Source organism: Desulfoplanes sp. PS50 (genome assembly GCF_053851535.1).
Genome location: NZ_JBSPZA010000011.1, coordinates 39,819 through 53,908, shown reverse-complemented (window position 1 = coordinate 53,908; position 14,090 = coordinate 39,819). Strand labels below are relative to the sequence as shown.

Sequence of the window (14,090 nt, the reverse complement as noted above, 5' to 3'; positions counted from 1 at the left end):
CTCTGCAACCTCTAGTTTTCCGGGGAAACCACCAGATTCCCCTGTTGGTCGAAGACATAGAAATACTGGGGCCGGACGTACACGCACACCCCGTCACCCACGGCCCGGGAATGAACCCCCTGTTCCTGCATGACCAGAGATCGGTTACGGTAATGGAAATGCAGAAAGGTCTCCGACCCGTTGATCTCGCTCAACTCAACCCGGGAACAGATTTCCATATCCCTTTCGGAATGGGGCTTCAGACTGAAATGATGGGGGCGGATACCGAAATAATAGATCCCCGGGGTAAGCCCCTGGAGATGTCCGGTGAGCGGAAAATCGATGTTGATGCGCAGATGGGCGGTTCCCCCGTTCACCTCGGCCCGGACAAAATTGATCGGGGGATCGCTGAACACCTCGGCCACCCTCATGGTCGCGGGATGGCGATAGATCTCAGAGGTAGGACCGACCTGCAGGATGCGTCCTTCGTGCATGACAATGACATTCCCCCCAAGCATGAGGGCCTCGGAGGGCTCGGTGGTGGTGTAGACGACAATGGATTCGCGTTCGGCAAATATGCGCAGCAGTTCGTCCCGCAATTCCTCACGAAGCTTGTAGTCCAGATTGACCAGGGGTTCGTCCATGAGCAGCAGCTGGGTATCCTTTGCCAGGGCCCGGGCGATGGCCGTGCGCTGCTGTTGTCCACCGCTCAGTTCCTCGGGAAGCCGGTTCAGCAAAGGTGTGAGATGGAGCATGGCGGCAATGGATCTCACCCGCCGATCGATCTCGGTCTTGGTCATCCGGGCGTTTTTCAAGGGAGAGGCGATATTTTTATAGATAGTTAGGGAGGGATAATTGATGAACTGCTGATACACCATACTGATATCGCGCTTGCGCACGGAAACCCCGGTGACATCCTTGCCATTCATGAGCACGCTTCCCGAGGTGGGCTTGTCCAGCCCGGCCATGATTCGCAGCAAAGAGGTCTTACCCGCCAATGTCCGGCCCAGAATCACGTACCTGGAGCCCGACTCCAGGGAGAGGTCTATATCTTTGAGATACATCTCCCCTGCCACGATTTTGTCAATATTGGCCAATTCAAGCCCCATGCATACCTCGTTGTTAGCTGATCGTCGGGTTGTTGTGACTCACAGGGAAGCCTGTAGCAAGCTTTGATCGATAAATCAATGAGATGGTGAAATTTTTTCAAAAGAATTTGAATCATGGAAATATACGCACAATCTGTCCGTACGCGATGCTGTCCTCAGAAATAGTGAAAAAAAATTCTCCACAAATCCAGGCTGTTTTGGTAGCGATCTGAAATATCGATCAACACATCGCGCCTCTTTTGCCCTCAACCTCATGGTATTACATCACTCATGCCCATTCAAACCCACGTACTGATCATCGGCGGCGGGGCCACGGGAACCGGCCTGGCCAGGGATCTGGCCCTTCGAGGTATTTCCTGCGTTCTGGTTGAAAAACGGGACATCAATGCCGGTGCCTCCGGCGGGAACCACGGTCTGCTGCACAGCGGGGCCCGGTATGTGGGCGGGGACAGCGAGGCGGCCATGGAGTGTCGGACAGAGGGAAAAATTCTCAAGAAAATCGCTCCCCAATGCATCGAAAATACCGGCGGACTCTTCGTGGCCGTGGCCGGGGATGATGAAAACTACGTGGCCGATTTCCCGGACATGTGCCGCAAAAGCCATATCCCCTACCAAGAAATCTCGCCGGACCATGCCCGTGAACTGGAGCCCTGTCTGTCAAAGAATGTCATCAGGGCCTTCGAGGTGGAGGACGGAGCCATCGATCCGTTCATGCTCTCCCTGGACAACCTGGCCCATGCCGTATCCCTGGGCTGCAGGGTCATCCGGAACGCACGGGTCACGGGATTTGATATCGAGGGCAGAACCATCCGGAGCGCCCAGCTCGTCGACGAAACCAGCGGCAAGGAGTTCCAGATCCAGGCCGAACTCGTGGTCAATGCGGCGGGCGCGTGGGCAGGAACCATCGCGGCCATGGCCGGGGCAGAAATCCACATTCTTCATTCCATGGGCAGTCTGCTGATCACCCAGGACCGGTTGGCCAAACGGGTCATCAACCGCCTGCGCAAGGCCGCGGACGCGGACATTCTCGTTCCCGGGGGCACGGTCTCCATCCTCGGGACCACCTCCGTACCCATCGACGATCCCGACACCTGCCGTCCGACCATCCCGGAGGCCGACCGGATGATCGAGGATGCCACGGCCATGATTCCGGTCCTGGCCACGACCAGGTACATCAGGGCCTATGCCGGGGTGCGCCCCCTGGTCTTTCACGGCCACGGTGCAGACGGCCGGAGCCTGAGCCGTGGATTCTCCCTCATCGATCACGCCCGCGACCAGGTGAACAATTTCGTCTCCATCACCGGGGGCAAGCTGACCACCTATCGGCTCATGGCCGAAAAAACAGCCGACATGGTCTGCCGGAAACTCGGGGTCGACACACCCTGTACCACACACACCACCCCCCTTCCCGCATCCAGTCAGGGCCATTGGACCGAACCCGGATTCGCCCCCAGATCATGGATCAGGGACAGGACAGACGATGATCTGATCCTGTGTGAATGCGAGATGGTCTCCAGAAAGGGGATCGATCATATCATCAAGGATATGAATGAAATGCGCGGCCGATCCCTGCTCACGGCCATCGGCCTGCGCAGCCGGATGGGCAAGGGGCCGTGCCAGGGAGGATTCTGCGGTCTACGCGTCACCGGCCACCTCTACGACCAGGGTCATGTCTCTGGCGACCAGGGAATCAGGGAGCTGCAATCCTTTATCGAACGTCGCTGGCAGGGATTCTCTCCGATTCTCTGGGACCTTCCCCTGATGCAGGCCGAACTGCAGGAGGCATTGTATTGCGGCATGCTCGATCTTGAACTTCACAACCAGGAACAGGACAGAGAAAAGCCATGATCGAGCATGAAGAACCATTTGACATCATGGTCATTGGAACGGGATTCGCGGGCATGAGCGCGGCCCTTTTCGCGGCCAACCGGGGAATGACGGTGGGGTTGTGCGGTTCCACCGGCGGCATCGACTTCAGCACCGGACTCATCGACCTCATGGGCATCCACCCCGTGGGAATGGGCATCTCCTGGGACGATCCCTGGGCGGCCCGCAAGGCGGTTGTAAAGGACATTCCCAACCATCCCTATGCCCGGGTGAGTCGGGAACATACCCAGACGGCCATCGACGAATTCTGCGACTTTTTGGCCGACCAGGGGCTCCCCTACGCAGGCCATGAAACGACCAATGCCCGCATCCTCACCCCCCTTGGGACCGTCAAGCCGACCCTTAGGGTTCCGTTATCCGCCTGGGAAGGTGTCCGGGCCCTGGAGGAAAAGGGATCCACGCTGATCGTGAATTTTGACGGACTCAAGGGATTCAGCGGCAGGCAGATGGTTGAAAATCAGGGTGCAGACTGGCCCGGGCTGCGCAGTGCGGTCATCGACTTTCCGGGATGCGGCGGAGAACTCTATCCCGAGCATCTGGCCTGGATGATGCGCGATCCCTCGGTGCGCGAGCAGCTGGCCAAAAGGATTCTCGCCCTAGGCCATGACACGGAATACATCGGTTTTCCGGCCATACTGGGGATTGCCGAACCCATGCATATCCTCGAGCATCTCCAGATGCTCACCGGGAAAAAAATCTTCGAGATCCCCACCCTTCCCCCGTCCATTGCCGGAACCAGGTTGCGCCAGGCCTTTGATCGCGGTCTGCCCGCCAAAAAGGTACGTACCTTTTCCCAGAAAATGGTCCTCGATGCCTCCATACCCTCATACGACTACGCCCCCTTTGTCTTCAACCTGGGCACCTCGGGACCGGAAATCCGGCTCCATGCCCGCTACGCCCTGCTGGCCACGGGCCGCTTTCTGGGCAAAGGGCTCAGGGCCGACCGCACGACCGTCAGGGAAACCGTCTTTGATCTTCCCATCGCCCAACCCGGTCCACGGACAGGCTGGCACAATCCGATATTTTTCCATCCCCAGGGCCACCCCATCAACCAGTGCGGCCTGGAAACGGATGCGACCATGCGTCCGCTGGACGGCTCGGCCAAGCCCATCCACCCGCGTCTCTACGCCGCAGGGGCCATCCTGGCCCATCACGATTGGATGCGCATGAAATGCGGGGCCGGCCTGGCCCTGGCAACGGCCTTCCAGGCGGTGGCCCATATCCACGAGCAACACACGGCACAGGAATAATTCATGGATTTGCTGAACACAGGTGTGCGCATCGCACTTTTCATCTGCCTGATCGGCACGGTCTGGCGCGTGCGGGGCTGGTTTTTCCCTTCACCCCTTTCCCCCTGGCAACGAGCGGAGCATTCTTCCAAGCGGGTGAACCGAATCGGGACCATCAGAGGATGGTCCCACAAGGGGCTGGCCCTGATCCTGGATGTGCTGCTTCTGAGGCGGACAGCAGGAACGGGCAGGATCCGCTGGGCCATGCACATGCTTATCTTTTACGGGTTCATGGGCCTGCTCCTTTTCCACGCCTTGGACGATCAGATCACCCTGATCCTGTTCAATGACTACCAGTCCACACTCAATCCCTGGCAGTGGCTGCGTAATCTTTTCGGTCTGATGGTCCTTACGGGCGTCTTGCTGGGGATATGGCGACGGATGCACGACACAGCTCTTCGCTCCCAGTCGCGCGTCCAGGACTGGGCACTTCTTGCCCTTGTCGGGACCATCTGCCTGTCGGGTTTCTTCCTGGAAACCAGCAAGATCATCTCCCCGGCCGTGTTCGAGCGGATGGTCGAGGAATACGCCGGACTGGACGACAAAGACCACCTGGCTCTCACCACCCTGTGGGTCAGGGAGTTCGGCCTGGTGGTCCCGGAACAGGTCGGTTCCGATCCGGCCATCCTCGAGGCGGGCCGGGAGATCCACGAGGACAGCTGCGCATTCTGCCACTCCCCCATGGGTTCGGCCTTTGTCTCCTATCCTCTGGCGCGGGCCATGGCTCCTGCGGCCGGTTTCCTGAACAATGCCGGGGCAGACCGCATTTTCTGGTACGTCCATGTCCTGCTCTGCCTCGCGGGACTGGCCCTGCTTCCCTTTGGCAAGTTCTTTCATATCCTGGCCACTCCGACCAATCTGGTCATACGGGAAGGGCGCAGGGAGAGTGTCAACCAGGTGGATACGTCCGGTTGGCAAAAAATCGCAACCGGCCTGGGACTGGACGCATGCACGCGCTGTGGGGAATGCAGTCTCCACTGCAGCGTAAAGCCCGCCTTTGCCATGCTCGGCAATACCGACATCCTGCCTGCGGAAAAACTCCTTTCCCTGCGCAAAGTGACCAAAGGCAAGTCCCTTGGCCACCATTCCATGGAAGCCCTGGTGGAAGGCAGCCGCATTTGCACGAGGTGCATGCGGTGCACGGACATCTGCCCGGCAGGCATCGACCTGCAACGGTTGTGGATCGAGTCCACCGAGGGTCTGCAGCGTGCCGGGCGGGGCGGCCCCAATTCAGACATCCGAAAATTCCCGCCGGCAACATGGGCCAAGGCCTTTAGTTCGCAGGAAGCAGAGATTACCAATACACCGGGTGGCGAGGGGCTGGCCGACAAACGAGCCTCTTTCTGGGCGTGCATCCAGTGCACCACCTGCACCAGCGTCTGTCCGGTGGTCGCGGTCAGCGAAAACCCCACCAGGGACCTGGACCTGACCCCCCAGCAGATCATGAACCTGCTGCGCATGGGCCTCAAGGAGGAAACCCTGGCCGCGCGCATGGTCTGGAGCTGCACGACCTGCTACAAATGTCAGGAACATTGTCCGCAGAACATTCCCGTGGCCGACATCCTCTACGAGCTGCGCAACATCGCCTCGGCCCGGCTCAGACACCGGCGTTTCCAACATCCCCGCACCGAGACAAAATCATGACCTACGCCTATTTTCCGGGATGCAAGATCCCCTATCATCTCCCTGAATACGGGGAGTCCACAAAAAATGTCTGCGCAGCCCTTGATATCGACCTTGTGCAGATCGAATTTTCCTGCTGCGGATGGCCGCTTCGCCACCGCAGTTTTGAGGCGTCCATGTACTCGGCGGCCCGCAACCTGGCCCTGGCCGAATCCCGGAAACTGGATATTCTGACCCCGTGCAAATGCTGCTTTGGCAATCTCAAACATGCCCAGGAACGACTCGCCAGGGATCCGCGATTATATGATATCGTGGCCAAGCAACTTGAAGAGGAAGGGCTGAGCCCGGCTCAACATATCCAGATCAAACATCTGTTGACCGTTCTGGATGAGGATGTGGGAGCCGATCGTCTCCGCCAAAAAACCGTGAACCCGCTGACGGATCTGAGAATTGCCTGCCACTACGGCTGCCACGCCCTCAGACCAAGCAGAGTGACCGGGTTCGAAGATCCCTTTGCCCCGACCATCTTCGAGCGGATCATCCAGGCCCTTGGGGCCACAACCGTTGAATGGGACCTGCGCCTGGAATGCTGCGGCTATCCCCTGCGCGGCAGAGACGATGTCGTCTCCACCGCGCTGATGCGCAAGAAACTCGAAGACGTGCGCACCTCCGGGGCGAACCTTATGGCCACGGCCTGCACCTACTGCCAGATGCAGTTCGGCCAGGAACGGTCCAAGCTGCCTGCAAGCGATCCCCTGCACACGGCACCCGAAGCCGTTTTATTCACACGGTTGGTGGAAAAAGCCTTTGGATCGGGCTAAAAAACCGGGCAGCTCACTTGAATCTTTGAGAAATGTCTCTTATCCGGAATATCCAGTGTGTCTGATACCACACCACGCGTTCATTGCCTGATACGCAGACAGGAAACAATCATCCGCCCACATTGTTTTGTGGTCATCCGAGTCCTCGGATCCACAGGGGAACAAGCAAAGGAGAGACCATGGCACCCTACATTGGCGCAATCGATCAGGGAACCACGAGCAGCCGGTTTATCATTTTCGACACCCACGGACGCATCGTGGGCATGGATCAGAAGGAACACAAACAGATCTATCCCCAGCCCGGCTGGGTGGAACACGATCCCATGGAAATATGGACCAATACGAAAGAGGTCATTGCCGGGGCCCTGGCCAAGTCCGGGATCAAGGGAAGTCAGCTCCATGCCGTGGGTATCACCAACCAGCGGGAGACAACGGTCGTCTGGGACCGGAACACGGGCGAACCCTTCTACAACGCCATAGTCTGGCAATGCACAAGAACCCATGAAATCTGTAAAAAACTCATGGCCGATGGGGGGCAGGACCGGTTTCGAGAAAAAACCGGCCTGCCCGTGGCCACCTATTTCTCGGGCCCCAAGATCAAGTGGATTCTGGACAACGTCCCCCGGGCCAAAAAGGCGGCCCTACAGGGGGACGCCCTTTTCGGAACCATCGAGACCTGGATCATCTGGTGGCTCACAGGCGGTCCCAGAGGGGGGGCGCACGTGACCGACGTGACCAATGCCAGCCGGACCATGCTCATGGATCTGCACACCCTGGCGTGGGACGAAGAGATTCTCTCCATCCTGGATATTCCGGGGCGGGGACTTCCGCGCATCGTGCCCTCGTCCGACGCAGCCACCTGGGGTCCGACCAGCGAGCAGGGGCCGTTTGGGGCGCGCATTCCGGTCTGCGGGGCGGTGGGTGACCAGCAGGCCGCCCTGGTGGGACAGACCTGCTTCGCCCCGGGCGAGGCCAAGAACACCTATGGGACGGGCTGCTTCCTGCTCATGCACACCGGACACGAACCCATGGTCTCCAAGCACGGGCTGATCACCACCCTGGCCTACCAGTTCAGCGGCCGCAAGCCATCCTACTGCCTGGAAGGCTCCATTGCCATTGCCGGGGCCCTGGTCCAATGGCTCAGGGACAATCTGCAGATGTTCGACTCCGCCCCCCAGGTGGAAGAGCTGGCCCGTCAGGTGGACGATACCGGAGGCATGTACATCGTGCCCGCGTTCTCCGGCCTTTTCGCTCCCTATTGGCGGCCCGACGCCCGGGGGGTCATGGTCGGCCTGACCCGGTACATCACCAAGAACCACATTGCCCGGGCCGCCCTGGAGGCCACGGCCTATCAGACAAAAGACATTGTCGAGGCCATGAACAAGGATTCCGGGGTGGAACTGAAAAAGCTCAAGGCAGACGGCGGCATGGTCGCCAACAACCTGCTCATGCAGTTTCAGGCCGACATCCTGGACGTCCCGGTTGTCCGCCCCAAGGTCGCCGAGACCACCTGCCTGGGGGCCGCCTATGCGGCCGGCATCGCCAGCGGCTACTGGTCCGGGCGCGAGGATCTGTACAACAATTGGGAAGAGGACATCACCTGGTACCCGGACATGGCCCAAAAAATCCGGAACAAGGGATATGCAGGCTGGAAAAAGGCCGTGACCAGGACTCTGGACTGGGAAGCGTAGAGATCCAGACGGCCCCAAAGCCCCTGATCGGGCCTTGGGGTTGCACAAAAAGCCGCCAGACTACCTTCCACTGGCGACACAATAAAAGGTCCGAATCTGTAAACAGATCCGGACCCTTAGTTACAATCACAATGAGCAGTCACTTGTGTACACGGAGAGATCGGCCTTGAACCGATTTTCGTATCCTAGCGCAAGCGCCCCATACTTCGAAGTCGTTGAACACGCTCCTCGGTCGGAGGGTGGGTGCTGAAGAGTTTGGCAGCAGATATGCCTGCAAAGGGATTGACAATGAACATGTGCTCGGTGGCCGGACTGCCGTGCTGCAAGGGAACCCGTCTGCTGTACGCATCGAGCTTTTCCAGGGCATTGGCCAGATAATTGGGATTGCCGGCCAGTTGGGCCCCTGTTTCATCGGCCAGAAATTCCCTGGACCTGGAGATGGCCATCTGGATGAGGGTTGCCGCAATGGGGGCAATCAGGGCCAGGACAAAGGCGAATACGGGATTGCCGCCTTCCTCGTCGTTATGACTCCCGAATCCGAACAGGGTAGCCCACTTGACCATGCTGGCCACGATCATGATCGCCCCGGCCAAGGTGGCGGCAACGGACTGGATGAGGATATCACGATTCTTCACATGCCCCATCTCATGGGCCAGGACGCCCTTGATCTCTTCGGGCGACAGGGTCTGCAAAAGCCCCTGAGTCACAGCCACGACGGCATGTTTGGGATCACGCCCTGTGGCAAAGGCATTGGGGGCGTTTTCGGGAATCAGAACCACGCGGGGCTTGGGCAGCCCGGCCCTTTGGGTAAGTTCATCCACCATGGCATGGATCATGGGGGCATCCGAAGGTGCCAGATCAACGGCCCGGTACATGGACAGGACAATCTTGTCCGAATACCAATAACTGCCCACATTCATGACCATGGCCAGCATAAAGGCAATGACCATCCCGGTCTGCCCGCCCAGAAGACGGCCAAAAAGAATGATCAGAGCGGTGAGTGCCGCCAAAAGAATCCCTGTTCGAAATTGGGAACTCAAGATGATCCCTCCGATTGTTTGCTATAACCACCTAATGCGGCCAAGCCGCAGTTTTAGGTTTTAGGTTTTAAGTTTTAAATTCAAGCGGTTATAAAATTTTCTTGTTTTTTATGGCAGACTTTCACGAATAAGCTACTAAAACCTCAAACAGCCCTTACCCCTCAAGGATCTCTATCCGTCTGCCGACCGATTTCTTGTCCTTCTTGGGAACGGTCACGCTCAAAATACCCTGCTGCATGGTCGCCTTGATGGCCGTCACGTCGGTACTTTCGGGCAGATCGAATCGCCGGGCAAACGGTCCGTAGGAACGTTCCAGAACATGATAGGCACTTCCTCCCACATCCTTTTCGTGCCGGCGTTCGCCGTAAATGACCAATTCCCGGCCAAGGACCTCGATGTTCACGGCATCCCGCTGCATTCCGGCAAGTTCCACCTGGATGACGTACGCGTCCCGGGTTTCATAGACATCGGCTACGGGCTTGAAATGGGCCTGACGTTCCCGTAAGAGACAATGCGATGACTCATCTTGAGGAGTTTCATCCATCATTCTTCCAATTTCGTCTTTCATGGCCTGGATCTCAAGCCAGGGATTCCGCGTGAACTTGGCCATCAAACCATCTCCTATCCGTTTAAGGGTGTCGCCAAAAAAGGACCAAGCTACACGCTATGGTTCCCAAAAAAATACATGGGTTCTGATTGTAACCATCTGAATGATCGTGTCAATATCGCTTCTGACTTTGATATGATCAATGGAAAAACTTGACTTATTCCATCGCGATCAATAAGTAATAATTATTGATAACATCAACAAGGCCTCGACTATGAATGTATCCACTCCCGCACGCAGGTTGACCAAGCAGCGTAAGATCATATTGGAAAAACTTTGCGCGGTCACGTCTCATCCCACGGCTGACGAAATTTACGACATGGTTCGCAAGGAACTTCCCAAGATAAGTCTTGGAACGGTTTACCGCAATCTGGAGGTCCTGAATGCTGACGGCCACATCCAGATCATCCGTGCCCCTGGTGGACAAAAACGCTTCGACGGCAACACCACCCCTCACCATCACGTGGTCTGTATCCATTGCGGCGCCGTGGGAGATGTGTTCAATACCCCTGACTGCCTCGTTGATCAGACCAACCTTGTCTCCACCTTTACCATCCTTGGGCAGACGACTACTTTTTACGGCATCTGTCCTGAGTGCCTCCAGCAACACGGATCCGAAGAACTGGGAGATGTCTCGTAAAGTTTTCCGTCCCTATTGCCCTATCCCGTTTTTTTACTTATAAGTCCCTGAAACACTATTTGTAATCTACCACAAAACCATAAGGAGAAGTACATGGGCTCGATCAAAGGAACTCGTACTGAAAAGAATCTGCTCATCGCATTTGCCGGGGAATCCCAGGCCCGCAATCGCTACGACTATTTCGCCAGCAAGGCCAAAAAGGAAGGATACGTCCAGATCTCCCAGGTTTTTGCTGAGACCGCCCTGCAGGAAAAAGAACATGCCAAAAGGTTGTTCAAGTTCATGGAAGGCGGAGATGTGGAAATCCAGGCCGACTATCCCTGCGGTATAATCGGAAGCACCGAAGAGAATCTTCTGGCCGCCGCCAGCGGCGAACATCATGAACACGAAAGCATGTATCCTGAATTTGCCGATATCGCCCAGGAAGAAGGGTTCCCCATGATCGCCGCTGCCATGCGCAATATCGCCGTGGCCGAGAAACAGCACGAAAAACGGTTCCTGGATCTGGCGGAAAATATCAAGCAGGGACGGGTGTTCAAACGTGAGGAAAAGGTTGTCTGGCGATGTATCAACTGCGGTTTCATCATCGAGGCCACTGAAGCACCGGCCAAGTGCCCCGCCTGCGACCACGAGCAGAAGTACTTTGAATTGCTGGGCGAAAACTGGTAGCAAGAAGATTCACAGCAATATCCATAACGTCAGCAGCACGCACGAGGTAACTTATGGCCAACCCGGAAGAAATGTACCGCTGTCAGACCGTCAATTGCGGGTATGTGTACGATCCCGATCGGGGTGACCGGAAGGGAAAAATTCCCAAGGGAACGTCGTTCAGCGATCTGCCCGATGACTGGAAATGTCCTGTCTGCGGAGCCTCGAAAAAAGCCTTTCGCCCCCTTGCCGGACCTGATGCCGTCGGGTAAAAGGAACCTTTCGACTTTCAATTTTACATGTAAGGAGAAACACACCATGGAAAAGTATGTCTGCACTATTTGCGGCTATGTCTACGATCCTGCTGAAGGCGACCCTGACAACGACGTCGCTCCCGGGACCACTTTCGCCGATATTCCTGAAGACTGGGTCTGTCCCGTTTGCGGTGCCGGCAAGGACGCCTTTGCTCCGGAAGCATAACACCAGACCACAATTCCCCGGAGTCCTGATCTCCAGGATTCCGGGGAAAATTAAATATTTTAAAGTGTTAGGTTTTAAGTTTTAGGTTTTAGGTAAAGGCCTTCCTGTTTCTTCCCGCTCTTTGCGGTGAAAGGACGTTTGGCGTGTAAGAAGAAAAAAACCGATACTACGCCCCACCCTTACCAGGGTAGTGGATTCATTTGTTCGGTATACCTTGGGCTATCATATTTCGTCAGGCGCCCTGAATGAATCGGTCCTCGTCTGCAGCCTCCGAGCCCTTACAACCTACAACTTAAAACCTAACACCTAAAACCTAAAACTACCCCCCGGAGTTTAAATGGCTGTCGTACAAATAAAGGACAACGTCTACTGGGTCGGCGCCATCGACTGGAACGACCATGATTTCCATGGGTATTCCACCGCGCCCAAAGGGACCACCTACAATGCCTATCTGGTGATCGACGACAAGATCACCTTGTTCGATACGGTCAAGGAAGAGTTCAAGATGGACCTCTATCATCAGATTCGCAGTCTGGTGAAACTTGAGGACATCGATTATATCGTGGCCAACCACATGGAACCCGATCATTCGGGCGCCCTTCCCTGGATCATGGAACAGGTCAACCCCGAAAAACTGTTCTGCTCCAAGATGGGCAAGAAAGCCCTGTTGGAACTCTATCATCACGAGGAATGGCCCTATGAAGTCGTAGGTACCGGTGACTCCATCTCTTTGGGCAAGAAAACTGTTCATTTTTTGGAAACCCGCATGGTCCACTGGCCGGACTCCATGTTTTCCTATATCCCCGAGGACAAACTGCTCATCTCCCAGGATGCCTTCGGCCAGAATCTCGCCTCTGTGGAACGGTTCGACGATGAAGTGGATCTTGAACCCCTCATGAATGAAACCAGTTTCTACTATGCGAACATTGTTCTTCCCTACTCCCCCCAGGTTCGCAAGGTCTTCGAGAGCCTGGAAAAGTCCGGCTGGGATATCGATATGATCGCCCCTGACCATGGCGTTGTCTGGCGTTCCCATGTGGACAAGATCCTTGAAGCCTATGATCGGTACAGCCGTCAGGTTACCAAGGAAAAAGCGGTCATCGTCTATGACACCATGTGGCACAGCACGGAAAAGATGGCCAAGGCCATTGGTGAAGGGCTCAGCGATGAGGGGGTCAGCTACACGCTCATGCACCTCAAGGCCTATCATCACAGTCAGGTCATGGGCGAACTCGCCGATGCCACGGCCCTGATCTGCGGATCATCCACCCACAACAACGGCATCCTGCCCCTGGTGGCGGACTTTTTGACCTACATGAAGGGACTGCGGCCCGTGGGACGATTGGGTGCTGCCTTTGGATCATACGGGTGGAGCGGAGAATCCGTAAAGCATATCTCGGATTGTATGGAGTCAGCCAAAATCGAAATGGTCGGTGAAGGTGTCCGAGTCAGAAATCGGCCCACCCACGAGGATCTTGCCGCATGCCGTGACCTTGGTCGTGATGTGGGCAAGGCCATCAAAACAAAACTTGCTGATGATGAATAGACCTGCCGCAATCAAATCAAGCTCCCTTTCAGGACGCACGGTCAAGAAAGCGGTTTTCGATGTTCTTGAAAGTGAAAACTGGGAAGAACGACTCGCCGAGTTCGACAGGTATCCCCCGGAAAAGGTCATCGGGCCGCTTTTTTCAGCCTTGTGCAATAGCGATCCCCTGGTCCGCTGGCACGCCATCACCGGATTTGGCCGGGTCATGGTCACCCTCACCGCTCAGGCACCGGAACGCGCCCGGGTGGTCATGCGCAGGTTCATCTGGAACCTGAACGACGAATCCGGGGGCATCGGCTGGGGGGCTCCCGAGGCCATGGGTGAAATCATGGCCAATGAACCCACATTGTCAAAAGAATTCCACCCTGTGCTCATCCACTACATCTTTGATCGGGACGGCAAACCGGATAGTTTTCTGGAACATATGCCGCTGCGGCGGGGTGCCTTCTGGGGGATAGGACGACTGCTTCAAGAGCGTCCGGAATTAGGGGCCAAGGCACTTCCCCTGCTGATCAGACAACTCGAACGTGAAAATGATCCCGAAATCATTGGTTTGGCCATACGGGCTCTTGGTTTCATCAACGACATGAACGCGAAAAAGGCTATCGCCCCATTCACCGAGGATGCCCGACACATCGACGTCTACATCGATCGCAGGTTCCTCTCCACGACTATCGGTGAACTGGCGCAAAAGGCACTCGATACCCGGCCTGAGACCCCGTAATATCAA

General features: G+C 56.5%; 14 protein-coding genes. 11 read left to right on the top strand and 3 right to left on the bottom strand.

All coding sequences use genetic code 11. The features are described from left to right. Positions 1-11: 11 nt before the first annotated feature. Complete coding sequence (locus tag ACTVJH_RS06870; protein ID WP_455988813.1) at positions 12-1,088, bottom strand: ABC transporter ATP-binding protein; 1,077 nt, start codon at positions 1,086-1,088, stop codon at positions 12-14. A 270-nt stretch (positions 1,089-1,358) separates the two neighbouring features. Here ACTVJH_RS06870 and glpA point away from each other — a divergent pair, with 270 nt between their 5' ends. From glpA to glpK, 5 genes are all read left to right on the top strand, one after another. Continuing rightward, positions 1,359-2,936, top strand: coding sequence for an anaerobic glycerol-3-phosphate dehydrogenase subunit GlpA (glpA, locus tag ACTVJH_RS06865; RefSeq protein ID WP_455988811.1), 1,578 nt, complete (start codon positions 1,359-1,361; stop codon positions 2,934-2,936). Further along, complete coding sequence (gene glpB / locus ACTVJH_RS06860; RefSeq protein WP_455988809.1) at positions 2,933-4,225, top strand: glycerol-3-phosphate dehydrogenase subunit GlpB; 1,293 nt, start codon at positions 2,933-2,935, stop codon at positions 4,223-4,225. Before glpA ends, glpB begins: the two co-directional genes overlap by 4 nt. Positions 4,226-4,228: 3 nt before the next feature. Next, positions 4,229-5,908, top strand: coding sequence for a 4Fe-4S dicluster domain-containing protein (locus ACTVJH_RS06855; RefSeq protein ID WP_455988807.1), 1,680 nt, complete (start codon positions 4,229-4,231; stop codon positions 5,906-5,908). After that, complete coding sequence (locus tag ACTVJH_RS06850) at positions 5,905-6,708, top strand: CoB--CoM heterodisulfide reductase iron-sulfur subunit B family protein (RefSeq protein ID WP_455988805.1); 804 nt, start codon at positions 5,905-5,907, stop codon at positions 6,706-6,708. The genes ACTVJH_RS06855 and ACTVJH_RS06850 overlap by 4 nt, the downstream gene beginning before the upstream one ends. 179 nt (positions 6,709-6,887) lie before the next feature. After that, on the top strand, positions 6,888-8,399 hold the full coding sequence (glpK, locus tag ACTVJH_RS06845; protein WP_455988803.1) for a glycerol kinase GlpK: 1,512 nt from the start codon (positions 6,888-6,890) through the stop codon (positions 8,397-8,399). A gap of 185 nt (positions 8,400-8,584) precedes the next feature. On the opposite strand, the gene htpX is transcribed toward glpK, so the two are convergent. Both htpX and ACTVJH_RS06835 read right to left on the bottom strand, forming a co-directional pair. After that, positions 8,585-9,439, bottom strand: coding sequence for a zinc metalloprotease HtpX (gene htpX, locus ACTVJH_RS06840; RefSeq protein ID WP_455988801.1), 855 nt, complete (start codon positions 9,437-9,439; stop codon positions 8,585-8,587). Positions 9,440-9,593: 154 nt separating this feature from the next. Continuing rightward, positions 9,594-10,049 carry an Hsp20/alpha crystallin family protein gene (locus ACTVJH_RS06835; RefSeq protein ID WP_455988799.1) on the bottom strand — a complete coding sequence of 152 codons (456 nt, stop codon included), beginning with the start codon at positions 10,047-10,049 and terminating at the stop codon, positions 9,594-9,596. A gap of 211 nt (positions 10,050-10,260) precedes the next feature. Between ACTVJH_RS06835 and ACTVJH_RS06830 the strand changes: the two genes are divergently transcribed. From ACTVJH_RS06830 to ACTVJH_RS06805, 6 genes are all read left to right on the top strand, one after another. Then, the gene (locus ACTVJH_RS06830) at positions 10,261-10,686 is read left to right on the top strand and encodes a Fur family transcriptional regulator (RefSeq protein WP_455988797.1); all 426 of its coding nucleotides are present in this window, start codon (positions 10,261-10,263) and stop codon (positions 10,684-10,686) included. 93 nt (positions 10,687-10,779) lie between these two features. Next, on the top strand, positions 10,780-11,355 hold the full coding sequence (gene rbr, locus ACTVJH_RS06825; protein WP_455988795.1) for a rubrerythrin: 576 nt from the start codon (positions 10,780-10,782) through the stop codon (positions 11,353-11,355). 53 nt (positions 11,356-11,408) lie between these two features. Next, a complete protein-coding gene (locus tag ACTVJH_RS06820; RefSeq protein ID WP_455988793.1) occupies positions 11,409-11,606 on the top strand; it encodes a rubredoxin in 198 nt (65 codons plus the stop codon). A gap of 46 nt (positions 11,607-11,652) precedes the next feature. Next, positions 11,653-11,814 (top strand): rubredoxin, encoded by a 162-nt coding sequence (gene rd, locus ACTVJH_RS06815; protein ID WP_455988791.1) that lies wholly within the window; start codon positions 11,653-11,655, stop codon positions 11,812-11,814. Between the two features lie 337 nt (positions 11,815-12,151). Beyond that, a complete protein-coding gene (locus tag ACTVJH_RS06810; RefSeq protein ID WP_455988789.1) occupies positions 12,152-13,360 on the top strand; it encodes an FprA family A-type flavoprotein in 1,209 nt (402 codons plus the stop codon). Next, entirely contained in the window at positions 13,350-14,084 is a 735-nt protein-coding gene (locus ACTVJH_RS06805) for a DVU0298 family protein (RefSeq protein ID WP_455988787.1), read from the top strand. Before ACTVJH_RS06810 ends, ACTVJH_RS06805 begins: the two co-directional genes overlap by 11 nt. Positions 14,085-14,090: the final 6 nt, after the last annotated feature.